General features: G+C 70.7%; 23 protein-coding genes. 5 read left to right on the top strand and 18 right to left on the bottom strand.

Translation table 11 applies throughout. The features are described from left to right. Positions 1–498, bottom strand: coding sequence for an HPP family protein (locus AB0N78_RS08435; protein WP_363388400.1), 498 nt, complete (start codon positions 496–498; stop codon positions 1–3). A gap of 92 nt (positions 499–590) precedes the next feature. On the opposite strand from AB0N78_RS08435, the gene AB0N78_RS08430 reads away from it, so the two are divergent. Then, positions 591–1,139 carry a TetR/AcrR family transcriptional regulator gene (locus AB0N78_RS08430; protein ID WP_363388397.1) on the top strand — a complete coding sequence of 183 codons (549 nt, stop codon included), beginning with the start codon at positions 591–593 and terminating at the stop codon, positions 1,137–1,139. 8 nt (positions 1,140–1,147) lie between these two features. Here the strand turns inward: AB0N78_RS08430 and AB0N78_RS08425 are convergent, their stop codons facing one another. The 4 genes from AB0N78_RS08425 to AB0N78_RS08410 form a co-directional block, all read right to left on the bottom strand. Further along, the gene (locus AB0N78_RS08425; protein ID WP_363388394.1) at positions 1,148–3,085 is read right to left on the bottom strand and encodes an endonuclease/exonuclease/phosphatase family protein; all 1,938 of its coding nucleotides are present in this window, start codon (positions 3,083–3,085) and stop codon (positions 1,148–1,150) included. A gap of 179 nt (positions 3,086–3,264) precedes the next feature. Next, entirely contained in the window at positions 3,265–3,747 is a 483-nt protein-coding gene (locus tag AB0N78_RS08420; protein WP_363388391.1) for an NUDIX domain-containing protein, read from the bottom strand. Beyond that, positions 3,744–5,525 (bottom strand): biotin carboxylase N-terminal domain-containing protein, encoded by a 1,782-nt coding sequence (locus AB0N78_RS08415; RefSeq protein ID WP_363388388.1) that lies wholly within the window; start codon positions 5,523–5,525, stop codon positions 3,744–3,746. Before AB0N78_RS08415 ends, AB0N78_RS08420 begins: the two co-directional genes overlap by 4 nt. A 107-nt stretch (positions 5,526–5,632) precedes the next feature. Next, positions 5,633–6,232 carry a nucleoside triphosphate pyrophosphatase gene (locus AB0N78_RS08410; RefSeq protein WP_363388385.1) on the bottom strand — a complete coding sequence of 200 codons (600 nt, stop codon included), beginning with the start codon at positions 6,230–6,232 and terminating at the stop codon, positions 5,633–5,635. A 97-nt stretch (positions 6,233–6,329) separates the two neighbouring features. Here AB0N78_RS08410 and AB0N78_RS08405 point away from each other — a divergent pair, with 97 nt between their 5' ends. Continuing rightward, positions 6,330–6,989 carry a vitamin K epoxide reductase family protein gene (locus AB0N78_RS08405; RefSeq protein WP_363388382.1) on the top strand — a complete coding sequence of 220 codons (660 nt, stop codon included), beginning with the start codon at positions 6,330–6,332 and terminating at the stop codon, positions 6,987–6,989. Between the two features lie 55 nt (positions 6,990–7,044). On the opposite strand, the gene AB0N78_RS08400 is transcribed toward AB0N78_RS08405, so the two are convergent. From AB0N78_RS08400 to AB0N78_RS08385, 4 genes are read right to left on the bottom strand one after another with little or no spacing between them, the layout of a single operon-like run. Next, complete coding sequence (locus tag AB0N78_RS08400) at positions 7,045–8,727, bottom strand: DUF885 domain-containing protein (protein WP_363388379.1); 1,683 nt, start codon at positions 8,725–8,727, stop codon at positions 7,045–7,047. 10 nt (positions 8,728–8,737) lie between these two features. Then, positions 8,738–8,950, bottom strand: a complete 213-nt coding sequence (locus AB0N78_RS08395) for an acyl-CoA carboxylase epsilon subunit (protein WP_363388376.1) — start codon at positions 8,948–8,950, stop codon at positions 8,738–8,740. Then, positions 8,947–9,468: a hypothetical protein gene (locus AB0N78_RS08390; RefSeq protein ID WP_363388373.1), complete on the bottom strand. Its 522-nt coding sequence runs from the start codon at positions 9,466–9,468 to the stop codon at positions 8,947–8,949. Before AB0N78_RS08390 ends, AB0N78_RS08395 begins: the two co-directional genes overlap by 4 nt. Then, positions 9,465–11,075 (bottom strand): acyl-CoA carboxylase subunit beta, encoded by a 1,611-nt coding sequence (locus AB0N78_RS08385; RefSeq protein WP_363388370.1) that lies wholly within the window; start codon positions 11,073–11,075, stop codon positions 9,465–9,467. The genes AB0N78_RS08390 and AB0N78_RS08385 overlap by 4 nt, the downstream gene beginning before the upstream one ends. A gap of 85 nt (positions 11,076–11,160) precedes the next feature. Here AB0N78_RS08385 and AB0N78_RS08380 point away from each other — a divergent pair, with 85 nt between their 5' ends. The 3 genes from AB0N78_RS08380 (at position 11,161) to AB0N78_RS08370 (ending at position 14,359) form a co-directional block, all read left to right on the top strand. Beyond that, positions 11,161–11,988, top strand: coding sequence for a biotin--[acetyl-CoA-carboxylase] ligase (locus tag AB0N78_RS08380; protein ID WP_363388368.1), 828 nt, complete (start codon positions 11,161–11,163; stop codon positions 11,986–11,988). Continuing rightward, complete coding sequence (locus AB0N78_RS08375; protein ID WP_363388365.1) at positions 11,985–13,040, top strand: adenylate cyclase regulatory domain-containing protein; 1,056 nt, start codon at positions 11,985–11,987, stop codon at positions 13,038–13,040. The genes AB0N78_RS08380 and AB0N78_RS08375 overlap by 4 nt, the downstream gene beginning before the upstream one ends. A 74-nt stretch (positions 13,041–13,114) precedes the next feature. After that, positions 13,115–14,359: a multidrug effflux MFS transporter gene (locus AB0N78_RS08370; protein WP_363388362.1), complete on the top strand. Its 1,245-nt coding sequence runs from the start codon at positions 13,115–13,117 to the stop codon at positions 14,357–14,359. A 10-nt stretch (positions 14,360–14,369) separates the two neighbouring features. Here AB0N78_RS08370 and AB0N78_RS08365 read toward each other — a convergent pair whose 3' ends face one another. From AB0N78_RS08365 to AB0N78_RS08325, 9 genes are all read right to left on the bottom strand, one after another. Next, on the bottom strand, positions 14,370–15,002 hold the full coding sequence (locus AB0N78_RS08365; RefSeq protein ID WP_363388359.1) for a hypothetical protein: 633 nt from the start codon (positions 15,000–15,002) through the stop codon (positions 14,370–14,372). A gap of 49 nt (positions 15,003–15,051) precedes the next feature. Continuing rightward, positions 15,052–15,480 carry a GNAT family N-acetyltransferase gene (locus tag AB0N78_RS08360; protein ID WP_363388356.1) on the bottom strand — a complete coding sequence of 143 codons (429 nt, stop codon included), beginning with the start codon at positions 15,478–15,480 and terminating at the stop codon, positions 15,052–15,054. Further along, positions 15,477–16,706, bottom strand: a complete 1,230-nt coding sequence (locus tag AB0N78_RS08355; RefSeq protein ID WP_363388353.1) for a pyridoxal phosphate-dependent aminotransferase — start codon at positions 16,704–16,706, stop codon at positions 15,477–15,479. The genes AB0N78_RS08360 and AB0N78_RS08355 overlap by 4 nt, the downstream gene beginning before the upstream one ends. A 37-nt stretch (positions 16,707–16,743) precedes the next feature. Further along, a complete protein-coding gene (locus AB0N78_RS08350) occupies positions 16,744–16,863 on the bottom strand; it encodes a molybdopterin oxidoreductase (RefSeq protein WP_363388350.1) in 120 nt (39 codons plus the stop codon). A gap of 54 nt (positions 16,864–16,917) precedes the next feature. Next, complete coding sequence (locus tag AB0N78_RS08345; RefSeq protein WP_363388347.1) at positions 16,918–17,400, bottom strand: hypothetical protein; 483 nt, start codon at positions 17,398–17,400, stop codon at positions 16,918–16,920. An 88-nt stretch (positions 17,401–17,488) separates the two neighbouring features. Continuing rightward, positions 17,489–20,161, bottom strand: a complete 2,673-nt coding sequence (adhE, locus tag AB0N78_RS08340; RefSeq protein ID WP_363388345.1) for a bifunctional acetaldehyde-CoA/alcohol dehydrogenase — start codon at positions 20,159–20,161, stop codon at positions 17,489–17,491. A gap of 138 nt (positions 20,162–20,299) precedes the next feature. Beyond that, the gene (locus AB0N78_RS08335) at positions 20,300–21,940 is read right to left on the bottom strand and encodes a Na+/H+ antiporter (protein ID WP_363388342.1); all 1,641 of its coding nucleotides are present in this window, start codon (positions 21,938–21,940) and stop codon (positions 20,300–20,302) included. 88 nt (positions 21,941–22,028) lie between these two features. Further along, a complete protein-coding gene (locus AB0N78_RS08330; RefSeq protein WP_363388339.1) occupies positions 22,029–24,539 on the bottom strand; it encodes a glycosyl hydrolase family 65 protein in 2,511 nt (836 codons plus the stop codon). Further along, a complete protein-coding gene (locus AB0N78_RS08325) occupies positions 24,536–25,306 on the bottom strand; it encodes a beta-phosphoglucomutase family hydrolase (RefSeq protein ID WP_363388336.1) in 771 nt (256 codons plus the stop codon). The genes AB0N78_RS08330 and AB0N78_RS08325 overlap by 4 nt, the downstream gene beginning before the upstream one ends. Positions 25,307–25,473: the final 167 nt, after the last annotated feature.

Raw genomic sequence — 25,473 nt, 5'->3', positions numbered from 1 at the left:
TCACCACCAGTACGTCGGGTAGTCGGCCCCGCCGAGTCGACTGCGGGCCAGACCGGCGGCGACCAGGATCACCGCCGCCAGGCCCGCGCAGATCAGGAACGACAGTTGTCCGCTGGTCGTCAGCGCACCGATCACGGCGGTGGCCGCCGCAGGGGAGTGTGAGGTGCGGGCCGCCAGCATGGCACCCAGCGCGAGTGCTCCGGCGATCGCGGCGGCGATCAGCGTGTGTGAGACCGTCCCTACCAGGAGCCCGACCCCGGCGGAGATGAGTTGCCCGCCGATCACACTGCGAGGCTGGGACAGCGGCAGGGCGGGTGCCCCGGCGATCAGCGCCATGCTGGCCGCCATCGGGGGGACCAGCAGCAGGTGTCCGGTGGTCGAGCCCAGTGCCACCAGTGCCGCCAGCGCAGCCGCCGAGGTCAGGGTGGCGACGGTGATGGTCGACAGGCGCGGACGTGCGGGGGCGCTGCTGGTCGGGAAGGTGGAAGTGGTGATCATCGCTGCGCTCTCGCCAGGAGAGAACGAGCGTTCTCCGATTGATCGAGTACGCTAGAGAACGGACGTTCTCCAGTCAATGGGAAGGGAAACCCATGGAGCAGACAGCGGAGGCGACCCGGCTGCTCGACGCCGCGGAATCGCTGTTCTACGAGGACGGCTACCAGGCGGTGGGCATGGACCGGATTCGCGCCGCCTCGGGGCTCTCGCTCAAGCGGATCTACGCCATGTGCCCGAGCAAGGAGGCGCTCACCCTCGCCGTGCTCGACCGTCGGGACGACACCTGGCACGCGGCGCTGGAGGCCGGTGTGGACCGGCAGGCCGACCCCCGGGCGCGGGTGCTCGCCGTCTTCACCTGGTTGTCCGAGTGGCTCTCCGGTCCCGGCCACCGTGGCTGCGCGTGGATCAATGCCTTCGGTGAACTCGGCGGCACCTCACCGGTGGTGGTGGCGGCGGTGCGGGCACACAAGGACCGCTTCCGTCGTCGTCTGCGCCAGCTGGTCGAGCAGGCCGGTGGGACACCGCAGGTTGGGCAGGCGGTCTTCCTGCTCGCGGAGGGAGCGATGGTCACCGCCGGGATCACGGGGGAGACCATCGCCGTCGATCAGGCCCGGGAGCTGGTGGCCCAGCTGCTGCCGGCCTGACCCGGGTCTCAGTCGACCTGCGCCCGCGCCACCAGCGCCCGGTGATCCGATGACGCGTCGTCCAGCACCTCGGCCCCGGTGAAGCTGACCTGCTGCCCGAACACCCAGTCGATTCGCACCTGCGGGTCCACGCTGGGGAAGGTCAGCACCTGCGGGTCGCCCGCGTCGTCGATGGCGCTGATCCACCCCTGGCTGAGCAGCTGCTCCGGCTCGGGCCAGCCCGGCTCGGCGTTGAAGTCCCCGGCCAGGATGCTTGGGCCGTCGTCGGGTAGGGCGGCGGACAGGGCGTCCAACTGCTCCAGGCGGGTGGCGGTGTTCTCGTCCCGGTGCTGCACATGCACGGTGGTAACCCGGACCCAGTCGCCGTCGGCGGTCTGCACCCGGGCGGTGAGGGCCGAGCGCTCCTGCGGGCCCTCGCCGTAGGGCAGGTCGATCACCTGAATGTCGGTCAGCGGGGTGCGGGAGAGCAGCACATTGCCGAACTGCCGGTCGGCGGCGGGGGCGAACGCCACGTGCATGCCGAGGCGATCGGCGAGCCAGGTGGCCATGTCGACGCCGCCACCGAGCACCCAGCCCCGGGCGACCTCTTGCAGGGCGACGACATCGGGCTGCTGCGCCTCGATGGTGGCGGCCATCTGCTCCAGGTCCACCCGGGTGTCCGGGGCGACGCCGTAGTGCAGGTTCCAACTGACCACGCGCAGATCGCCCTCGGTGTTCGCGGTCGGCTCGGCACCGGCCCACGGTCGCCACCAACCGAGCAGGAGCAGCACCACCGACGGCAGCACCAGCATGCGCAGGGCGTTGGCGCGCAGCGGCGGGGCGACCGGGCCCTCACCGGTGGCGGGGTCGATGCCCGGGGTGGTGCGGCGCAGACCGGACATCGCCAGCAGCAGCGCCCCGGCGACCACCACCCAGGCGTTGTCGACACCGAGCGGTACGTCGTAGTCCAGCAGGTACACCAGGAGCACCAGCACCAGGATGCCGCCGACCCCGGCGGTGGCGACGGCAGTGCGGGCGATCCCGGGCGGGGCGGGGCGGCGGGTGCTCAGCGATCCGGCCAGCACGACGCCGGTGGCGATCTGGGCCAGACCCGCGGCGACCAGCGCCACCGGGTCCGGCATCAGGAACGCCAGGGCGATCAGCACCGGCAGTGCGACGGCGCACAGCACCCGGACCAGCGGGGTGAGCACGTCCGGGACCAGCAGCACCCACACGGTGGCACCGGCAGCCAGCACCAGCACCCCGGCGGCGAGCACCAGGCCGGTGCCGGACTGCGCAGCGACGAAGGCCGGGTTCGCCAGCACCATCACCAACAGGGCCAGCGCTGGGCCGAGCGCCCAGGTGCGCCGCGGTCGGCCCTCGGCCGGATCATGCCGGGTCAGCACCGCCAGGCCCACGGCAGCGGCCACCAACAGCACCGCCCAGACGACCCCGGTCGCCCCGCCGCGCCACAGCGGGTCCCAGGTGCGCAGCACGGTCTGCACACCGACCGAGACCCCGACACCGAGCATGATCCCGATGGCGGCTTGTCGCCCACCGGCGGTGCGTCCGGCGGCCCGGCAGACGGTGAGCACAAGTGCGGTCACGGCCAGGGCAGCGGTGAGCAGCCCGGCAACAAACCGGCCCTGGTCGCTGAGCAACTGGGTCGCCAATCGGGCGACACCGAGTGCACCGACCGCCCACAACACCGTGGACCCGCCGGGCATGCCGTCCCGCCGTCGCGTCACCAGCAGCGCCAGGGCGGCCAGCACCCCGGGGGCGATCAGGTAGGTGCCCAGCGCCGCGCCCGCCACCGGGAGCGTGCCGACGGTGAAGGCCCGATCCAGCACCGGGCCGGAGGCACGGATGGCGTCCACGGCCAGCAGGGTGACCAGGGCGACCAGCCCGACCCGGGTCGGGATTCCGGCGTCGGGAGGCTGGGTGGAACGGTCTTCCGGGGTGCTCACCCGGAGCAACCTACCGCCGCGGCCGCACACGGCGTCCGGTCAGGCCGGCGCATCCTGCGGTGGCCCCCGTCACGCGCAGGCCCAGCCCGGCGAGTCATGCGACGGATCACCTCACACGCAGGCCCGCCCGGCGCGTCGCGCGACAGCCCCCTGCCCCTACGGGCCCGTCACCCGCAGGCTCAGCCCGGCGCGTCCTCGATCCGCGGGCGCAGCAGCGGCCAGGCGTCGGCGAAGGCGCGGAGTAACGGTCGACGGTCCACCTCGTCCAGCGGGACCCAGGCGATCTCCGCGCTCTCCTCATCGGTGGGTCGGACCTCGGCGTCCGGGACGGTCAGCACCGCCAGGACCGTGGTGTAGCTCCAGTCGCCGTGATCGAGCACATGCTCACCGATCACCCGCACCAGGGTCGGGTCGATCCCGGCCTCCTCGGCGGCCTCCCGCAGAGCACCCTGGGCGGCGGACTCCTGCGGTTCCCGGGCACCGCCAGGGATGCCCCAGGTGCCGCCCTGATGAGTCCATTCCGCGCGGTGTTGCATCACCACCGCGGATGGCCGGCCCGGGGCGGCGGGGCGAGCGAGCAGCAGACCGGCCGCGCCGTGCAACCCCCAGTGCCGGTGGCCGCAGCGGCAGTCCACCCAGCCGTCGCCGGGCCGTCGGGTCATGCGATGTCGCAGATCACCGCGCCGGAACTGACCGTGGCACCCACGGCGGCGGACAGACCGGCCACCGTGCCCGCCTTGTGTGCCACCAGCTGCTGCTCCATCTTCATCGCCTCAAGCACCACGATCAGGTCGCCCTCGGCCACCTGCGCGCCCTCCTCGACCGCGACCTTGACGATGGTGCCCTGCATGGGGGACGTCAGGCTGCTGCCCGAGGTCGCCGCGGCGGCACGTGCCCCGTTCCGGCGACCGCTCGGACGCTTGGGTGCGGCCTTGCGACCGGCACGGGCAGCCAGCGCGGCGGGCAGCACGACCTCCAACCGCTTACCGCCGACCTCGACCACGACCCGCTCCAGCTCGGTGGCCTCGGGCTCGTCCTCGCGGTCGGCGACCACGGAGCGGCCGTCGGTGAGCTCGGCCAGCCGGTCGACGAACTCGGTCTCGATCCAGCGGGTGTGCACCCCGAACGGCTCGCCGCCGCTGGGGACGAAGGCCTCGGAGTCCATCACCGCACGGTGGAAGGGCAGCACGGTGGGAATCCCGGCCACCTCCATCTCGGCCAGGGCCCGCCGGGCGCGCTGGGCGGCCTGGGCGCGGGTGGCACCGGTGACGACCAGCTTGCCGATCATCGAGTCGAAGGCCCCGGAGACGGTGTCGCCCTCGACCACCCCGAAGTCGGCGCGCACGCCGGGTCCGGTGGGCAGGCGCAGGGTGCTGATCCGTCCGGGAGAGGGCAGGAAGCCCGCCGCCGGGTCCTCGCCGTTGATCCGGAACTCGAAGGAGTGCCCGCGGGTCTCCACGTGGTCGTAGCCCAGCGCCTCGCCGTCGGCGATCCGGAACTGCTCACGCACCAGGTCGATGCCGCTGATCTCCTCGGTGACCGGGTGCTCCACCTGGAGTCGGGTGTTCACCTCCAAGAAGGAGATGGTGCCGTCGGCGGCGACCAGGAACTCGCAGGTCCCGGCGCCGACGTACCCGGCCTCCCGCAGGATGGCCTGCGATGCCTCGACCAGGCGGGCACGCTGATCGTCGGTGAGGAACGGGGCCGGAGCCTCCTCGACCAACTTCTGGTGCCGACGCTGCAACGAGCAGTCCCGGGTGGAGACCACGACCACGGTGCCGTGCTCGTCGGCCAGGCACTGGGTCTCCACATGCCGGGGCCGATCCAGGTAGCGCTCCACGAAGCACTCGCCACGGCCGAAGGCGGCGACCGCCTCGCGCACGGCGGAGTCGTAGAGCTCGTCGATCTCCTCGGAGGTACGGGCGACCTTGAGCCCGCGGCCACCACCGCCGAAGGCGGCCTTGATCGCCACCGGGAGCCCGTGCTCGGCGACGAAGGCGTGCACCTCGGCCGCGCCGGACACCGGGTCCTGGGTGCCGGCCACCAGGGGCGCACCGGCGCGCTGGGCGATATGCCGCGCGCTGACCTTGTCCCCGAGGGAGGTGATCGCGGCGGGCGGCGGTCCGATCCAGGTCAGCCCGGCGTCGATCACGGCCTGGGCGAACTCCGCGTTCTCGGACAGGAAGCCGTAACCCGGGTGCACGGCGTCCGCGCTGGAGCGGCGGGCGACATCGAGCAGCTTGGCGATGTCCAGGTAGGTCTCGGCGGCCCGGGCACCGTCCAGGGCGTAGGCCTCATCGGCCAGTCGCACATGCAACGCTTCCCGATCGGGATCGGCGTAGACGGCGACGGAGCCGAGACCGGCATCACGGCAGGCACGGGCGACACGGACGGCGATCTCGCCACGGTTGGCGATCAGCACCTTGGAGATACGAGGCACGGCTCACCGTAACGCCCAGGCCCCCTGCGAGGGCGACCCGGCAGGGCCCCTCCGACGAACTCTGGCAGAACCGTCCAGAGCCGTCCGGCCCCACTTGTCGGAATCCTCTACGCGCCGGTGTTCCACAGGTCGGTGATCGACAGCCCGACCCGGCTGAGCAGCTCGCGCAGCAGCGGCAGGCTGAGCCCGACGACGCCGTGGTGGTCGCCCTCGATCCCGGTCACGAACGGCCCGCCCAGACCGTCGATGGTGAACGCCCCGGCCACATGCAACGGCTCGCCGGTGGCGACATAGGCGTCGATCTCCGCGTCGCTCACCTGAGCGAAGTGCACCGTGGTCGAGCTGGTCGCGCCGTGTTCGGAGCTCCCGTCGATCAGCCAGTGCCCGCTGTGCAGCACAGCCGACCGGCCCCGCATCGCCCGCCAGCGCTCGACGGCATCGGCGGCGTCCCGGGGCTTGCCCAGTACCTGCCCGTCGAGTTCCAGCATGGAGTCGCAGCCGAGCACCAGGGCATCCGGGTGCCCTGCCGCGATATCCCTCGCCTTGGCCCGGGCCAGCACCAGCACCGCCTCGGCCGGGGGCACCGGTCCGGCGGCGGCCAGCACGGCGGGCTCGTCGACGCTGGATACGGCCACGGTGGGGTCGATGCCGGCGGCGCGCAGGGTGGCCCGGCGGGCAGGGGAGGCGGAGGCGAGCAGAAGGTCCACGACCGTGAGCCTAGGTCCGGTTCAGGACATTCGTCCGACCCGAACCGGCGGGTGGACCGGGACGATTACCCGGAAATCCCCAGGGGAGGATGCGACGATGAGCGCTGTGACCGACGACGACCTGATCGAGGAGCCTGCGCACGGCACCCTCCTCGACGACGACCCGGCCTCCGAGAGCCGGTACCGCTGGCGCCGCCGGACCGCGCTGGAGATGGCGATCTCCGGCGTGATCGGGCTGTTCACGTCCTTCGTGCTGTCCATCGAGGCGTGGAAGATCGCCGGTGACCCGGATGTCGATCTGGGGTGTGACATCAACTCGGTGATCAGCTGCGGCGAGGTCGCCAAGACCTGGCAGGCGAATCTGCTCGGCTTCCCGAACGCGTTCCTGGGCATCGCCTTCGAGGTCGTGGTGATCGTGGTCGCCATCGCCGCGATCGGCCGGGTGCGGTTCCCACGCTGGTTCATGCTGGGCACGCAGCTGCTGTACACGATCGCGCTGTTCTTCGCGTACTGGCTGTTCTTGCAGGCGTACTTCGTCATCGGGGTGCTCTGCCCCTGGTGCCTGCTCATCACCATCACCACGACGCTGGTGTTCGCGGGCCTGACTCGGTGGAACATCCGGGATGGGCATCTCAACATCGGACGCTGGGCGCGCGAGCTGGTGGCCTCCGGCACCGACTGGTACTTCACCATCGCGTGGCTGGTGCTGTTCGCCGCGATGGTGTTGTTCAAGTACGGGCCGTCACTGCTCGGCTGAACGCCACACGACGAAGCCCCCTGCCGGATCTCTCCGGCAGGGGCTTCGTGTCTGCTCAGGCCAGGGCCTCGCGCAGCACATCCAGCGGCAGCGCACCGAGGTTCAGCGCCCGCTCGTGGAAGGTCCGCAGATCGAAGGCGGCACCCTCGCGGGCAGCCGCGGCGTCGCGGGTCTGCTCCCAGATCCGCTGGCCGATCTTGTAGGACGGGGCCTGCCCGGGCCAGCCCAGGTAGCGGTTCAGCTCGAACCGGATGAAGCCCTCATCCATGTTGACGTTGGCCTTGAGGAACTCCCAGGCCTTGTCAGCGTCCCAGGTGCCACCGCCCCACTGCGCCGGGGCGGGCAGGCCCAGGTGCACACCCAGGTCCAGCACGACGCGGGCGGCGCGCATCCGCTGACCGTCGAGCATGCCGAGCCGGTCACCCGCGTCGTCCAAGAACCCGAGGTCGGCCATCAGGCGCTCGGCGTACAGCGCCCAGCCCTCGCCGTGACCGGAGACCCAGCAGCCCAGCCGACGCCAGGAGTTCAGCTGCTCGCGCTGGTGCACGGCCTGGGCGATCTGCAGGTGATGGCCCGGCACGCCCTCGTGGTAGACGGTGGTCTTCTCCCGCCAGGTGTTGAAGGTGGTCACGCCCGGCGGAACCGACCACCACATCCGGCCGGGCCGGCTGAAGTCGTCGCTCGGACCGGTGTAGTAGATCCCGCCGTTCTGAGTCGGCGCGATCATGCACTCCAGCGCGTGCAGCGGCTCGGCGATGGTGAAGTGCGTGCCGTCCAGGGCGGTGATCGCCTCATCGGCGGTGCGCTGCATCCACTCCTGGAGTGCGGCGGTGCCCTCCAGGCGGCGTGCCGGGTCGGCATCCAGCGCGGCCACGGCCTGCTCGACGGTGGCACCCGGGCCGGCGATCTCGGCGGCGACCTGCTCCTGCTCGGCGACCACCCGGGCCAGCTCCTCCAGGCCCCACTGGTACGTCTCTTCCAAATCCACAGTGGCACCGAGGAAGTAACGGGACCACAGCGCGTAGCGCTCGCGGCCCACCGCGTCCTGCTCCGGTGCCTTGGGCGCCAGCTCGTCCTTCAGGAACGCGGCCAGCTCGGCGTAGGCACCTCGGGCCGCTTCGGCGCCCTCGGACAGCGCACCGGAGAGCGCCGGGTCCTGCGCGGCGGCGGCACCAGCCTGCTCGCCGGCGACGTACTGGGTGAAGAACGAGGTCGACGGGTCGGCCAGCTCCTCGGCCTGGGTGATGGCCTCGCGCACCTGACGGATCGCCGGCACGTTCCCGTCCGCGGCGGACGCGCGCAGGGACTCGATGTACCCGGTGGCCGACTGGGGCACAGCGGCCAGGCGGTGGGCGATGGTGGTCCACGCCTCCACGCCCTCGGTGGGCATCAGGTCGAAGACGTCGCGCATGCCCTGCACCGGGGAGGCGATGTTGTTCAGCTCGCGCTGAAGCTCGCCGGCCTCGTGCAGCTCGACGTCCAGGCCGAGCCGCTCGCGCATGGCGGCCAGGGTCACCCGGTCGGTGTCATCGGCGGGGGTGGCGGCGTCCAGCTCGCGCAGGGTGTGGCGGGCCGCATCGGCGCGGGCCTGGTGACCTGCGGGGGAGTGGTCGGTCATCTCCTCGTCGTGGCCCGGGATGCCCAGCGCGGTGGCGGACTCCGGGTCGAGGGCGGCGAAGGTCTGGACGTAGGCGTCGGCGATCCGGTCGATCGCAGTCTGAGGTCGGGACGTGTTCACCCGCCTGACCTTAACGCGCGCTCCACCGCCAGGTCTCAGGCCCCGGTCGCCAGGCGCTGCGCGCCCCCCGCAGTCCCCGGGCACGGTCGGACCAGGCGGTCGGGTGCTCGGCCTCCTCCGGGTCGGCGTGCGCGGTGGCGGCGACCAGACCGGCCACCAGGGCGGCGAGTTCGACGTCGTCCGGGGTGCCGCGGACCACGCGGACATGCGGCAGCTCGCTCACAGGCCCTCCTCGTCGTCCTCGTCCTCGTCGTCGTCGAATCCGACCGGTGCCCCACGGGAACTGCCCCACTCCTGGACGGTGAATCCCGCAGACAGCAGGCGGTCGACCAGCTCCGCTCCGCCGTTGTCGATCATGCCGAGGGCGGCCTCCGCGGTCTGGTCGGTGGGCTCCGGCGGCAGGCCGATGACGAATCCGAGGTGGAACTCGTCGGTGCTGCCCTGGTCCTCCGGGGAGAGGTGCTCCGGCTCCTCGCCCTCCCAGATCATCCCGGTCAACTCCGGGTGCAGGCCGAGTCGCCCGTGCAGCAGGTCATAGAGCCGGGCGTTGAGGCCGCCGACCTCCCCCTCCAGCGCCAGCACCCGCGGGTCCTCGTCCGCCTCGGCGGAGCCGAACTCCGCCCGGACACCCACTGCGGTGTCGACATAGCGGTGCAGGGTCGCGGCCAGCTCGTCCACCAGCTGGTGGAAGGGCGCGGGATCGACCCCGGACAGCGGATTCACATCGTGCGCGTCGCTCACAGCGGGATGTTCCCGTGCTTCTTGGCGGGCAGCTCGGCCCGCTTGGTGCGCAGCAGCCGCAGGGCCCGCACGATCTGCGGGCGGGTCTCGGCAGGTGCGATCACCGCGTCGACGTACCCGCGGTCGGCAGCGTCCCAGGGGTTCACGATCGCCTCCTCGTACTCGCGAGTCAGTCGGGCGCGCTCGGCCTCCACATCACCACCGGCCTCGGCGACGGCCTTGAGCGCGCCGCGCTGCAGGATGTTCACCGCACCACCGGCACCCATCACGGCGACCTGCGCGGTGGGCCAGGCCAGGTTCACATCAGCGCCCAGCTGCTTGGAGCCCATCACGATGTAGGCACCGCCGTAGGCCTTGCGGGTGATCACGGTGACCAGCGGGACGGTGGCCTCGGCGTAGGCGTAGATCAGCTTGGCACCGCGCCGGATGATGCCGTTCCACTCCTGGTCGGTGCCGGGCAGGAACCCGGGCACATCCACGAAGGTCAGCACCGGGATGTTGAAGGCGTCGCAGGTCCGCACGAACCGCGCGGCCTTCTCCGCCGCGTCGATGTCCAACGTGCCGGCCATGGTCAACGGCTGGTTGGCCACGATGCCCACCGAGCGACCCTCGACCCGGCCGAAGCCGACCAGGACGTTGCGCGCGAACAGCGGCTGCACCTCCAACAGCTCGCCGTCGTCCAGCACGTGCTCGACCACGGTGCGCATGTCATAGGGCTGGTTGTCCGAATCCGGCACCAGGGAGTCGAGTTCCAGGTCGAGGTCGGTCACCTCGGTGGTGTCGTCCTCCTCGACCGGCCACACCGGCGGGTCGGAGAGGTTGTTCTGCGGCAGGTAGCCGACCAGCTGGCGGACGTAGTCCAGGGCGTCGTCCTCGTCGGTGGCCAGGTAGTGCGCCACACCGGACTTGGTGTTGTGGGTGGTGGCCCCGCCCAGCTCCTCGAATCCGACGTCCTCACCGGTGACCGCGCGGATCACATCCGGCCCGGTGATGAACATGTTGGAGGTCCCGTCGGCCATCACGATGAAGTCGGTCAGCGCGGGGGAGTACACCGCGCCACCGGCCGAGGGCCCGAGGATCAGGCTGATCTGCGGGATGACACCGGAGGCGGCGACATTGCGCCGGAAGATCTCCGCGAACTGGGTCAGTCCGGCGACACCCTCCTGGATGCGGGCACCGCCGCCGTCGGAGATGCCGATCAGGGGGACACCGGTGCGCAGCGCCAGGTCCATCACCTTGGTGATCTTCTGCCCGTGCACCTCGCCCAGGCTCCCGCCGAAGACCGTGAAGTCCTGGGAGTACACCGCCACCGGGCGACCGTCGATGGTGCCGTGCCCGACGACCACTCCGTCACCGGGGATGCGCTTGGCATCGAGCCCGAAGTTGGTTGAGCGGTGCCGGACGAAGGCGTCGATCTCCGTGAACGATCCCGGGTCGAGCAGGGACTCGATGCGCTCACGGGCGGTGCGCTTGCCGCGGGCGTGCTGCTTGGCGGCGGCGTTCTGCTCGGCGTCGACCACGGCGCGCTGGTGGCGGTCGGCGAGGTCGGCCAACTTGGCGGCGGTGGACGGCGCGGCGGCGGGCGGCAGGGACTCGGTCACCCGCATGAGCGTAGTTCGCCGGGGCGCGCGGGACAGTGCGGCTGGCCGCAGGGTCGCAGCGCGCGGGGTGTGGGGTTGCCACAATGCCGGGATGACCGCGTCCCGTCGCCCACTCGACACCCGCCGCCTGCACGCCGCGCTCGACGTGGTACTGACCGGCGGGCTGCTTCTGCGCAGGGAAGTCGGCTCGACCAACACTGAGCTGCGCGCGCTCATCACCGACCGTCCCTGGGGTGGTCCGATGCTGCTCAGCGCCGAACACCAGGTCGCCGGTCGCGGTCGGGCCGGGCACGAGTGGCAGACCCCGTCCGGTGCCGCGCTGACCCTGTCCGTGGCCTTCCGCCCGGAGCGCTCGCGGGAGTCCTGGGGCTGGTTGCCCTTGCTGACCGGGCTGGCGGTCGCCCGTGCTGTCGAGCAGGTCACCGGCCTGACCCCGGTGCTCAAGTGGCCGAATGACGTGCTGCTGCCCGACCCGGTGCCCGTGGCTGGGTGGGGGGCACATCGCAAGGGAGTGGGCATCCTCAACGAGACGGTCGGGGATGTGGTGATCGCCGGGGTGGGGATCAACGTCGACCAGTCCCCGGCCGAGCTGCCGGTGCCGCACGCCGGATCGCTGCGCACGGCTGGGGCACCGGGCATGGACCGCACCGCCCTGGCCATCGCCGTGGTGCATGAGGTGCTGGCGCTCGCAGCCGGGGCGCGCGACCGGGCCGTCGAGGACGAGGTCCGGGCCCGCTGCGTCACCCTCGGCACCGAGATCGAGGCCGATCTGCCCGGCGGAGAACGGCTGACCGGACGGGCGGTGCGAATCGATGAGCATGCGGCGCTGGCGGTCGCCACCGACGCCGGTGAACGCACCCTGACCGCAGGTGACCTGCGTCACGTCAGGCCGCGCGGTGAACTAGGCTCGGGCGGGTGAGTGATGCAACGACCTCCGCAGGGCGGGCTGCTCGGCTGGACGCCGCGCTGCTCGGAGGCCCGCGCACCCTGACCCTGCGTGATCTGGCGGCCCGCTCCGGCGTGGAGCTGGATCTGGTGCGGCTGTACTGGCGGACGCTGGGCCTGCCCCACCCGGATGCCGACGACGTCGCCTTCACCGAAGCCGACGCCGAGGCCGTGGAGCGCACGATGGCGCTGCTGCGCGAGGGCAAAGTCGACCAGCACACGATGATCTCGCTGACCCGGGCGCTCGGGCACACCGGCGATCGGTTGGCGCTCTGGCAGGTCGAGGCACTGGTGGAGGACATGACCACCCGTCAGGGCCTGGACGACCCCTCGGCCCGACGTGCGGTACTGGATGAGCTCGACGAGTTGGCCCCGGTGCTGGTCGACCAACTGGTGCACTCCTACCGTCGACAGCTGGCTGCCATCGCCAGTCGCTACGCCGTGGAGTTCGCCGACGGTGGCACGGAGGAGACCGACCCCACCGCCCTGCCGTTGGCCCGGGCGGTCGGATTCGCGGACATGGTGTCCTTCACCCGGCGCACCGCCGGCCTGGGGTCGACCGACCTGTCGGACTTCGTGCAGCGGTTCGAGACCATCGTCCGCGATGTGGTGACCGCCACCGGTGGTCGGGTGGTCAAGACCATCGGTGACGCGGTGCTGTTCGTCGCCGATGACATCGGCACCGGCGCGCGGGTAGCCACCGAGCTGGCCCGGGTGCTGGGCGGAGACTTGGACGTGGAGCGGGAACGCGCGGTCGGCGGGCTGGCCGAGGGTGCGCGCGGCGTGACGCCGGTGCGGGTGAGTGTGGTGTGGGGTCGGGTGCTGTCCCGGTTCGGTGATGTCTTCGGCCCGTCGGTGAATGTGGCGGCTCGGCTGACCGACATCGCCGAACCGTCCACTGTGCTGACCGATCCGGCCACCGCTCGGTTGCTGGCCGGGGATGCCGGGGTGCGGCTGACCGAGCTGCCGGAGCGGGAGTTGCAGGGGATCGGGCGGATGTCGCCGGTCCGCGTCGACCGGATCTGACCCGCCCCGGGCGGGATCGCCCGCCGAGGGCGTAGATCGAATCGATTCGCGACCCTCTTTGACGCCATGGGACCATGGCGGACGAGATGAAGCCGCAGACTCCCGCCAGCCGCCATACCGCCAAATACGTCCTCATGCTCGGCGTGATGACCGCCCTCCCGGCGATCTCCACCGACATCTACCTGCCCTCGCTGCCCGATGTGGCCGCGGACCTGCACACCAGCGGGACGATGGCGCAGCTGACCATCACCTGCATGATGATCGGCGGTGCCGTCGGTCAGCTGGTCATCGGGCCGCTCTCCGACCGCTTCGGCCGCCGTCGTCCGGTGTTGATCGGGGTCGCGCTGCATGTGCTGACCTCGCTGCTGTGCGCAATCAGCCCGGCCATCGTGCCGCTGATCCTGCTGCGGTCGGCCCAGGGATTCTTCAACGCTGCGGCCACCGTGGTGGCGATGGCCGTGATCCGGGACCGGTTCGTCGGACCGGACGCCTCCCGACTGCTGTCCCGGCTGATGCTGGTGATCGGCGTCGCGCCGCTGTTCGCGCCCTCGGTGGGCGGGCTGATCGCCGGGCAGTGGGGCTGGCGTGCGGTGTTCGCGGCGCTGGGTGTGTACGGCGTCGTGCTCTGGTTCGTCGTCCTGGCGAAGCTGCCGGAGACCTTGCCCGCAGAGCGTCGACTCAGCACCGCTGCCGGGGCCTGGCGTGGGTACCGGGTGTTGATCCGGGACCGGCACTTCGTGGCGCTGGCCGTGATGCCGGGCCTCGGACAGGCGGTGCTGATGAGCTACGTGGTCGGATCACCGTTCGTGCTGCGCGAGGGATTCGACCTGTCGCCGAACCAGTTCGCGCTGATCTTCGCGGTGAACGGACTGGGTCTGGTCGCGGGGGCGCAGGTCAACGCCTCGGTGGTCCGCCGGGTCGCGCCGATCCGGATCATCCGGACCGCCCTGCCGGTGGCGGTGGCCCTGACCGCCGTGCTGCTCGGCCTGGTGCTCACCGACACCGGCGGGCTGATCGGTCTGTTGGTCGTGCTGTTCCTGCTGCTGTCGATCCTCAACTTCATCCCGCCGAACGCCTCGGCGATCGCGCTGTCCCGGCACGGGGAGCGGGCGGGGACAGCGGCGGCCTTCATCGGTGCCTGCCAGGCAGGGGTGGCCGGTCTGGTCAGCCCGCTGGTCGGCGTGCTCGGTGAGGACGCCACGGCGATGGGCACCGTGATGTTCGGTGCGGCAGTGACCGCGCTGCTGGTGCTGGCCCTGGCCACCCCGGCCTACCGCCGCGGCGGGTGGTCGCACACCGAGCACTCCCCGGCGGGCTGACCGGCTGCCGTCAGACCAGGAGGCTCGGCAGCGTGGTCAGGGGGACCGCGCCCGCGGGCTCGGTGTCCGTCCAGCTGACCCGACCGATCCGGGTCTCGACGACCTGCTCACCGACGGTCATGTCGAGGAACAGGAAGGTGATCTGGCCGCGGACCTCGTCCGGCAGCTCCGCGAATCCGGGGTGGAACAGCTCGACGGCGGTGCGGGCACCGTCCGGGGCGAGCGCCACGGTGGACGAGACCAGGTCGACCCGTACCTCACCGAGCCCGAGAACGATGTCGCCCGGGTTCGGGTTCGGCTGCTTCCAGGAGTCGAAGGCGAAGGCCTCGTCGGCCGGGGGAGCAGCCGCCAGCCACTGATCGGCCAGGGCCCGGAGCCGCGGGTTACCGGAGGCGGTCACCATCAGCCGGTGCCGTGAGCTGTCGCCGGGCCCGTACTCGAAGGTCAGATCCGGGTCGATGGCGGTGACCTGCTGGGCGGTTTCCTCGCCGAGTCGGTTGATCGCTTCCACGTCCCGGGCGTCGAAGGTGGCGGCGAGCCGGTCGGCGTTGGCCGTCCACCAGGACCAGAACGCCGCGATCGCCGGACCTGCGTCGGGAGTCGGGACCTGCGTCGTGTTGCGGGCGTTCTTGAAGAGCTTCATGGGCCGCAGCCTGGCAGAGCCGCGCCACCGGGAGGATGGGACTGAGTGGTCAGTCCAGGAGTTGAGTGAAATGGTGCGAGCTGATGTGCATCCGCTCGCGCAGGTAGAACCGGTGCGCGTCGAACCGCTGCACACCCGAGTCCAGGTCGATCACCCGGCAACCCAGCTCGCGGGCGCGGCGGGTGAGCTCGCCGAGCAGAGCGGAGCCGTAGCCGCGGGAACGTTCGGTGGCGGCGGTGCTGAGGTCGTCGACGTAGAGCTTGCGCAGGGCGTGGGTGTTGGCGAGGATCCGCCAGCCGGCCACCGCCCGGACGATGCCGCCGTCCACGGCGGCGGTGAAGCGCAGGCCCTGGGGAGTGCCCTCGGCGAGCACCTGGTCCAGCTGCTCGGCGGTCAGCTCGGGCCGGAGCTCCTGGAGGACAGGCAGTGCCTGCGACCAGAGTGGATCCCCGGCGGGCAGGTCGATGAACTCAGTCATGGGCGGATCCTCTCCAGTCGGGCGACGGCCTCGCGCAGCACCGCCTCCTGTTTGACATAGGTGAAGCGCACGGCCGAGGCGAGTAGTCCGGGGGTGCGGGTGAAGGCCCTGACCGGTACCCCGACCACACCGGCCCGCTCGGGCAGTTCCCGGCTGAACTGCGCCGCGTCCTGCACGCCCAGCGGGGCGGCGTCGGCGATCACGAAGTACGTGCCCCGCGCCGGGGTCACCTCGAATCCCGCTGCGGACAGCCCGGCGCTGAGCAGATCCCGGCGGGTGGCCAGCGAATCCCGGAGCGTGGCGATCCAGCCGGAGTCGGGGTCGGTCAGGGTCTCCAACGCCAGGGCGTGCGCGATCGCGGGCTGGAAGGGTGCCCCGGTGGTGAAGGTGAGGAACTGCTTCACGGTCCGCACCGCGTCCACCAGCGCCGCTGGGCCGGTCAACCAGCCGATCTTCCACCCGGTGAAGGAGAAGGTCTTGCCCGCGGAGGACACGCTCAGGGTCCGCTGGGCCGCACCGGGCAGGGTGGCAACCGGGATGTGCCGGGCGTCGTCGTAGACCAGGTGCTCGTAGACCTCATCGGTGAGGATCAGCGCATCGTGCCGCTCGGCGGCAGCCACCACGTGGGTCAGCTCCTCGGCGGTGAGAACGGCTCCGGTCGGGTTGTGCGGGGTGTTGATCAGGATGATCCGGGTTCGATCGGTGACCGCGGCGTGCACCTCCTCCGGGTCCAGGCGGAAGCCGTCCGGGGTCGGACGCAGGGCGACGGTGGTGTGCCGGGCACCGGCCAGGGCAATGACGGCGGCGTAGGAGTCGTAGAACGGCTCGAGGGTCAGCACCTCATCCCCGGGGCCGGTCAGCGCCAGGATGGTCGCGGCCAGTGCCTCGGTGGCACCGGTGGTGATCAGTACCTCGCGGTCGGGGTCGAGGTCCAGGCCGTAATGCCGTCGCTGGTGTGCGGCCACTGCCGTGCGCAGCTCGGGGATGCCTGGTCCGGGCGGGTACTGGTTGGCACCGGCGGTGATCGCCGCGGTGGCGGCGCGCTTGACCGACTCAGGGCCGTCGACGTCGGGGAAACCCTGGCCGAGGTTGAGGGCTCCGGTGCGGGCGGCGAGCGCGGACATCTCGGTGAAGATCGTCGCGTGCAGCTGGCCGTCGTCGCCGAGCAGGCCGGTGGCGTGGGCGACATCGCGCCAGCGTCCGGTGGGCAGGTTGTCGGTGCTCATCCCCGCCGAGGGTAGTCCGGACGGGTGGGGCGTGGGCTCACAGTCCAGCGGCGGCGAGCAGGCCGACCACCACCAGGACCAGCAGCGAGGTCCAGGCGCACACCACCCACCATGCGGCGTGCTGCCGCTTGCGCAGGGTGGTGCGGTGGGCAGTCATACCCAGGCAGATCGGCAGGCGGCGGGTCCGGGCAAGGCTTCCATCGGAGGATTCTCAGCCCTGCGCGGAGGCGACATCTCCCGCCACGCGCTCCAACTGATCGGACAGCGCACGCAGGGCGTCGGCGGTGGCCTGGTCCACGCCGGAGGCGGCGGAGTCCAGCGCGGTACGGGCAGCATCCAGGTCGCTCTGAGCCTGGGTGAGCTGATCGGCGGCGGCCTGCGACCCATTCGCGGCGGCGGCATCCACCGCGGCGGTGGCCCCGTCCAGTGCGGTGGAGGCCTCGGTGACCGCGTTCTGGGCGGCGTCGGTGGTGCCGGTGACCCGCTCCCGTGCGTCGCTCAGCGCGGTACCGGCCTGGTCGATGCTCGCGGCGGCCTGGTCGGCGATCTCCCCCAGGCGGTCGACGGTGGCCCCGGCAGATTCCACGGCATCACGGGCCTGGTCGACGGCGTTCTGGGCCTCGGCGCAGCCCACCAACAGCAGGGCAGCGAGCGGCAGTGTGGTCACGGTGAGGGCGGCTGGAGTGCGGCGCATCGGATGAGTGTGGCATCCGGTGCTGAGTGATAGCTGGACATGCCGGTGCCCCGTCCACTGCCGGAGTGGACGGGGCACCGGTCGCGGGTCAGGAGGCCGGTGCCTCCTGCTTGCGGGCCTTCACATCGGCGACGGAGGTGCCGTAGTACGCGGCGGTCATGATCTCCTTCATGTCCTCGCGCATCGGCATCCGCGGGTTGGCCGGGGCGCACTGGTCCTCGTAGGCACCCATCGCCACCTCGTCCAGGCGGGCGATGAACTCCTGCTCGTCCACGCCCTGGGCCTGGAAGGAGTTCGGGATACCGACCTTGGCGCGCAGGGCCTCGACCGCCAGGGCGTAGGACTCCACGCCCTGCTCCGGGGTCTCGGCCGGCAGGCCCAGCATCGCGGCGATCTGCTGGAAGCGCTCCGGGGCGACGTAGTGCTCGTACTTCGGCCAGCTGGTGAGCTTGGTCGGGATTTGACCGTTGTACCGGATCACGTGCGGCAGCAGGGTCGCGTTGGTCCGGCCGTGCACCAGGTGGTAGGTCGAGCCGATCACGTGGGCCATGGCGTGCACGATCCCGAGGAACGCGTTACCGAAGGCCATGCCCGCGATGGTGCCGGCGTTGTGCATCTTCTCCCGCGCGGCCTTGGTCGCCGGGTCGGCGGGGTCACCGTTCACGGACTGGGCCAGGTTGTCGAAGATCAGCCGGATCGCCTGCAACGCCATGCCGTCGGTGAAGTCGTTCGCGTAGACCGCGACGAAGGCCTCGGTGGCGTGGGTCAGCGCGTCGAATCCGGAGTCCGCCGCCAGGCTCGCGGGCATCTTGGAGGTCAGCACCGGGTCGATGATCGCCACGGTCGGGGTCAGCGCGTAGTCGGCCAGGGGGTACTTCTTGCCGGCCTCCGGGTCGGAGATCACCGCGAAGGGGGTGACCTCGGCACCGGTGCCTGAGGTGGTGGGGATGCAGACCAGCTTGGCCAGGTCACCCAGGATCGGGAACTTGAACGCACGCTTGCGCACGTCGAAGAACTTCTGCTTCAGGTCGCTGAAGACGATCTCCGGGTGCTCGTACAGCAGCCACATCACCTTGGCGGCGTCCATCGGGGAGCCACCGCCCAGCGCGATGATCGTGTCCGGGCGGAAGTGCCGCATCTGCGCCGCACCGGCCTGCACGGTCTGCACCGAGGGCTCCGGCTCGACCTGGTCGATGATCTGCACCGACACCTTGTTCGGGCGGCGGTTCAGCACGTCCAGCACCTTGTCGACGAATCCCAGGGTGGTCATCGTGGAGTCGGTGACGATGGTGACGCGCTCGACGTCGGCCATGTCGGACAGGTAGCGGATGGCGTTCGGCTCGAAGTACGTCTTGGCCGGGACCTTGAACCACTGCAAGTTGTTGTTCCTCCGGCCCACGCGCTTGATGTTCACCAGGTTGATCGCCGACACGTTGTTGGACACCGAGTTGTGGCCGTAGGAGCCGCAGCCCAGGGTCAGCGAGGGGATGAAGGCGTTGTAGATGTCGCCGATGCCACCAAGGGAGGACGGGGCGTTGCAGATCACCCGGATCGCCTTGACCCGGCGGCCGTACTCGACGGTCAGTGCGTCGTCCTGGGTGTGGATCGCGGCGGAGTGACCCAGACCGTCGAACTCCACCATCTGCTCGGCGAGTTGGAAGCCGTGCTCGGTGCTGGTGGCGCGCAGGACGGCGAGCACCGGGCAGAGCTTCTCCCGGGTGAGCGGCTCGTGCGGGCCGACGCCGGAGACCTCGGCCAGGATGATCGAGGTGCCCTCGGGGACCGTGAACCCGGCCTGCTCCGCGATCCACTGCGGCGACTTGCCGACCACGGTGGGGTTCAGCTTCGCGTCGGCGCAGTTCTTGCCCTTGGCCTCGACACCGAAGATGAACTTCTCCAGCAGCGCCTTCTCCTTCTTGCTCACCTTGTAGGCGTGCAGGACGGCGAACTCGGCCAGGGCAGCGTCGTAGATCTCGTCGTCGAGGATGACGGCCTGCTCGGAGGCGCAGATCATGCCGTTGTCGAAGGCCTTGCTCAGCACCACGTCGTTGACCGCACGCTTGAGCTTGGCCGACTTCTCGATGTAGGCGGGGACGTTGCCGGCACCGACGCCGAGGGCGGGCTTGCCGCAGGAGTAGGCCGACTTCACCATCGCGTTGCCACCGGTGGCCAGGATCGTGGAGACCCCGGGGTGGTTCATCAGCGTGCTGGTCGCCTCCATCGAGGGGGCCTCGACCCACTGGATGCAGTGCTCGGGGGCACCGGCGGCCACCGCGGCGTCGCGGACCACCGTGGCGGCGGCCACGGAGGACTGCTGCGCGTTCGGGTGGAAGGCGAAGATGATCGGGTTGCGGGTCTTCAGCGCGATCAGGGCCTTGAAGATCGCGGTGGAGGTGGGGTTGGTCACCGGGGTCATCGCGCAGATGACGCCCACCGGCTCGGCGATCTCGGTGATGCCGTTGATCTCGTCCTCGTTGATCACGCCCACCGTCTTGAGGGACGACATCGAGTTGGTGACGTGCTCGCAGGCGAAGATGTTCTTGACGGCCTTGTCCTCGAACACGCCGCGGCCGGTCTCGTTCACGGCGAGCTCGGCCAGGTGACCGTGCTGGTCCAGGGCGGCGACGGCGGCCTTCTTCACCAGGCGGTCGACATCCTCCTGGGTGAAGCGGGCGTACTCGGCCAGGGCCTTGGTGGCGCCGGCGACCAGCTGGTCGATCGCGGCGGTGACGCCGGTGTCGGTGCTCGTGGTGGTGGTCACGCGGGTCTCCCGTGTGCTCGATTCCGATGGGCTGAGGGCGACGGTGACCTCGTGAAAACAGACTAAGTGATTGCATTCACAAAGTCTGGGCCCCATGTCCCACGGACCTTCGACCCGGGCGCTTTGAGTGGGTTTCGGCTAGATCCGATTGATGGGGGCGGCGTCCAAGGACTCGTCCTCCAGATCCAGCTCCCGGAGCACCTGACGCATCACGACCTCGTCGATGTTGCCCGCATCCCGCTCGGCCACCAGGGCAGCGCGCTGAGCAGCCACGATGTCCCGGCGCAGGTCCTGCATCGCCCGGCTGCGGCTCGAGCTGACCCGGGCCAGGTCCTCCTCACTGGCGATGGACGGGTCCAACATGATCGCGGTGGCCTTCTCCTTGCGCGCGATGCCCTCGGCCAGCCCCTGGGTGAGCAGGGCCGCCTTCTTGGCACCGATCTGCGGTGTCCACTGCTCCCGGCGCTCCTCGATCACCTGCTGGGCGGCCTTCGCAGTGGAGATCCGCAGGCGAGCCTCCTGCGCGCGGTCCCGAATGCCGTCGTCCGAACGCACCCCCAGGCGGTGGATCAACCACGGCAGAGTGAGTCCCTGGAGCAACAGGGTGCCGATGGCCACGCTGTACGCGACGAGCTGAAGCGTCGCCCGATCCGGGAACGCGACACCCCCGGCCAACGCGGGGATACCGGCTGCCGCCGCCAGGGTCACCACGCCGCGCATCCCGGCCCAGGAGACCACCGCCGACTCCTTCACCGACAGGGCGTCGGAATGGTCGCGGTGCGAGCCGGGCAGGCGCAGATGATCCACCCAGGCGGTGGCGAAGACGTACAGCGGGCGCACCACCATCGCCGTGCCCAGCACCGCCGCGGCCAGCAGCAGCGCGGTGCCCAGACCCTGGTTGGAGGCGTTCACATCCGCGATCAGCCAGGGCAGCTGCACCCCGATCAGGGCAAAGGTGAAGGACTCCAACAGCAGATCCAGGGTCTCCCAGATCGGGTCCTGCACCAGCCGCGTGGCATATCCGGCACTCGGCGCGGTATGGCCCAGGTACAGCCCGGCGGCGACCACGGCCAACACCCCGGAGCCGCCCAGGTGCTCGGCACCCCAGTAGCACGCGAAGGGGGTGAGCAGCGCGATGGTCGAGGACACCACCGAGTCGTCGAAGCGCAGCCGCAGCTGGTGCACCACCCAGCCGATCACCAGACCCAGCGCCACCCCGACCAGCACGGCCAACGCGAAGGTGGTCAGCCCCTCGGAGAACGCCCACGCCCCGGAGGCGGCACCGGCCAGCGCCACCTTGTACAGGGTCAGTGAGGTGGCGTCGTTGATCAGACTCTCCCCAGAAATCACCGTCATTACCCGGCGCGGCAGACCCAACTTCCGGCCCACCGCAGCAGCCGCCACCGCATCCGGGGGAGCGACCACCGCGCCCAGCACCAGTGCCGCGGCGAAGGGCAGGTCCGGGATCAGCGCCCAGGCCACCAGGGCCACCGCCACCGCAGAGACCAGCACCAGGCCCACGCCCAGGCGCACGATGGAGTTCAACGAGCGCCGCATGTCCTGATACGACGAGGACCGCGCAGCGGAGAACAGCAGCGGCGGCAGCACGAACTCCAGGATCAGCTGCGGGTCGATGTCGTACTCCGGCACACCCGGGATGTACGACACCACCAGGCCCGCGGCCACCAGCACCAGCGGGGCGGACCAACCACGACGACGGCAGACGGCGGTGACCACCACGGCCCCGGCGATCAGGGCGAAGATCTGGGCACGGTCCACGGGCAGCTCCCTCGGAAGTCGACTGCCAGTGACGATAAACCGGTCACGGGTACCCAGGGGTGTGAGCGCCCTGGGTACCCGTGGTGGATCAGCCTGCGGGGGCGGGCGGCGGGGTCACCGCCGGGTGGTCCGGCACCGACGCGGTGATCAGCGTCCCGTCCGCCCGGCGGCTGCCCTCGATGTCCCGGACGGTCGGCGTCCCGATCAGACGGGGCGCGGGGGCTAGCGTCACCGTGACCGGCTCACCGGCCCTGACGGTGACCGCCTCGCCGCGGACCAGCAGCTGTGCCTCCTCGCCGTCCTCGACAGTCAGGCGCAGCTCGGTGTGCCGCACATCCACCCGGACCCGGGTGCTGTGCAGGGTGATCCGGTAGGTCAGACCGTCCCAGACCTCGGGCAGGCGCGGGTCGAGGGTGATGACGCCCTCGTGGTCGCGCATGCCACCGAAACCGCAGGCCAGGGCGCTCCACACCCCGCCCAACGAGGCGACGTGCACCCCGTCGGAGGTGTTGTGGTGCAGGTCGGCCAGGTCGACGTAGACCGCGGAGTTGAAGTAGCGCAGCGCCAACTCCTGGTAGCCGACCTCGCTGGCGATGATCGACTGCACCACCGCAGACAGGGTGGAGTCGCCGGTGGTCAGCGGGTCGTAGTAGTCGAAGTCCGCGAGCTTCTCCTCCAGGGTGAACTGGTCACCCTGCAGGAACAGTGCCAGCACCACATCGGCCTGCTTGAGCACCTGGAACCGGTAGATCACCAGCGGGTGGTAGTAGAGCAGCAGCGGACGCTTGCTGGGGTCGGTGTTGGCCAGGTCCCACAGCTCCTTCTCCAGGAACTGCGAGTCCTGCGGGTGGATGCCCAGTCGCTCGTCGAAGGGGATCGCCATGTGCTCGGCGGCCCGGGCGAACTCGTCCAGCTCGTCCTGGGTCAGGTGCAGGCGCTCCAGCAGTGCGGCGTGTGCGGCGGGGTCGTCCTTGGCCAGGCGGTCCACGGCGTCGACCGCGCCCCGCAGGTTGGCGCGGGCCATCACGTTGGTGAACAGGTTGTCGTTCACCACGGTGGTGTACTCGTCAGGGCCGGTGACCCCGTGGATGTGGAAGGTGCTGTCGCCGTTGTGGCCGCGCCAGAAGCCGAGGTCGGCCCACATCCGGGCGGTCTCCACCAGGATGTCGATCGCCTCTCGGGCCAGGAAGTCCTGGTCCCCGGTCGCCGCGACGTACTGCTTGACGGCATGGGCGATATCCGCGTCGATGTGGTACTGCGCGGTGCCGGCGGCGTAGTAGGCGCTGGCCTCCTCGCCGTTGATCGTGCGCCAGGGGAACAGCGCACCGTTCTGGTTCAGCTCGGCGGCACGCTTGCGGGCGTCGTCCAGCATCGTGTACCGGAACCGGAGCGCGTTGCGGGCGATCCGCGGCGAGGTGTACGTCAAGAAGGGCAGGACGTAGATCTCGGTGTCCCAGAAGTAGTGACCCGAGTAGCCCGAGCCGGTCAAGCCCTTGGCCGGGATGCCGTTGCCCTCCGCGCGGGCGGTGGCCTGGGCGATCTGGAACAGGTTCCACCGGATCGCCTGCTGGAGCTCCGGCTGCCCGGGAACCTCGACATCGCTGCGCGTCCAGAAGGCATCCAGCCATGCCCGCTGCTCGGTGAACTGGTGCTGGACGCCTTCGGCGGCCACCCGGTCCAGGGTGCGGCGGCAGCGGTCGACCAGCTCCTTGGCGGGCACCCCGCGCGAGGAGTGGTACGACACGACCTTGGTGATCGTGATCGTCTTGCCCTGCTTCGCGTCCACCCGGTAGACGTGCTTGGCCAAGTCCTCCTCGACCAGGGAGCGCTCCTCGTAGGAGTTCTCGGTGTCGATGGTGTGGTCGGCGGCCACGGCCAGGGTCATCCCGGAGTCGGCGACCCGGTAGCCCAGCACATAGCGACCGTCGGCGGCCCAGTGCAGGCTCGGCACCAGCACCCGGTTCTCCAGCGACTCCGCCTTGCGTGGGTCGAAGCCCTCGCCCATCGCCGCGGCGCGCACGTGGTACTCGTCCTGGCCGTCCTGGCGGTTGAGCATCTGGCTGGAGACCACCACGGGAGCGTCGGCGTCCAGCAGGGTGACCTCGTAGGTCATCACCGCCAGATGACGCTCGGTGAAGGACACCATGCGCTGGCTGCGGACCTGGACCTTCTTGCCCGAGGGGGTCTGCCAGATCAGCTCGCGGCGCAGCACCCCGTCGCGGAAGTCGAGGGTCCGCTCGTACTCGTGCAGGTCGGCCACGGTCAGCAGCAGCGGCTCGTCGTCGACGTACAAGCGCAGGATCTTGCTGTCCGGCACGTTGACGATGGTCTGGCCCACCCGGGCGAAGCCGTAGGCCTCCTCGGCGTGCCGGATCGGCCACGTCTCATGGAAGCCGTTGATGAAGGTGCCGTGGGCGAAGGAATCCCGGCCCTCCTCGACATTGCCGCGCATGCCGAGATAGCCGTTGCCGACCGCGAACAGCGTCTCGGAACGGCCCAGATCGCCGGCGTCGTAGCGGGTCTCCCGCAGGCCCCAGGCATCCGGTGGGAACCGGTGCCGGTCGATGGGGTCGGGGGTGAACAGGGAAGAGTGGTTCACAGGGCGGTGCTTCCGTCGTGGGTGGTCTCGGGGGACAGCAACTCGGCCAGGTCCTGGACGACCAGGTCTGCGCCGTTCTCGATCAGGGTGTCGGCTCCGGCACCACGATCGACGCCGACCACCAGCCCGAAGGCACCGGCGCGGCCGGAGGCGACACCGGATTCGGCGTCCTCCACCACCACGGCGCGGGCGGCGGGCACCCCGAGCTGCGCGGCGGCGTCCAGGTAGGTGTCAGGGGCGGGCTTGCCGGGCAGTCCGCGCTCGGCGGCCACCAGGCCGTCGACCACCACCGGGAAGCGGTCGGTCAGGCCGGCGGCGGCCAGCACCGGCACAGCGTTGCGGGAGGAGGACACCACGGCGACCTTCCTGCCGTCCGCGATCAGCGCGTCCACGAGCGCCACCGATCCCGGGTAGGGGGTGACGCCCTCGGTGCGCAGCACCTCGGTGAAGACGGCGTTCTTCCGGTTGCCCAGGCCGCAGACCGTCTCAGCCTCCGGGCCGTCCGAGGGGTCGCCCCAGGGCAGCTCGATGCCGCGGCTGGTCAGCAGGCTGCGCACGCCGTCGTAGCGGGGCTTACCGTCGATGTACGCGAAGTAGTCGGCGTCGGTGTAGGGCGTCGCGCCGTGGGCGGCGAGCACCGGGGTGAACAGCCGGGACCAGGCGTGCATGTGCACGACAGCGGTCGGGGTGAGCACCCCGTCCAGATCGAAGAGGACGGCGTCCAGCTGGTCGAGGGTGCTGCTCAGGCGCGCGGGATCGTGGGACACAGTGCTCCAGGGCGGGGGGACGCGGGCAGGGGAGGGCACCGGAGGGCCGGTGACACCAGTGTGGTGGCTGGTCGGACCGTGTCAACGCACCATCGGTCTGGATCGAAGCGCCCGAGTAGCCCGAAGCGGACGGATGAGCGGACGACGGGCCTGCGCTCGGTACCAAT

Origin of the sequence: Cellulomonas sp. NPDC089187 (assembly GCF_040685135.1) — a bacterium.
Taxonomy (GTDB): Bacteria; Actinomycetota; Actinomycetes; order Actinomycetales; family Cellulomonadaceae; genus Cellulomonas.
The sequence above is the reverse complement of the archived record's forward strand: the minus strand, read 5'-3'. Positions and strand labels throughout refer to the sequence as shown.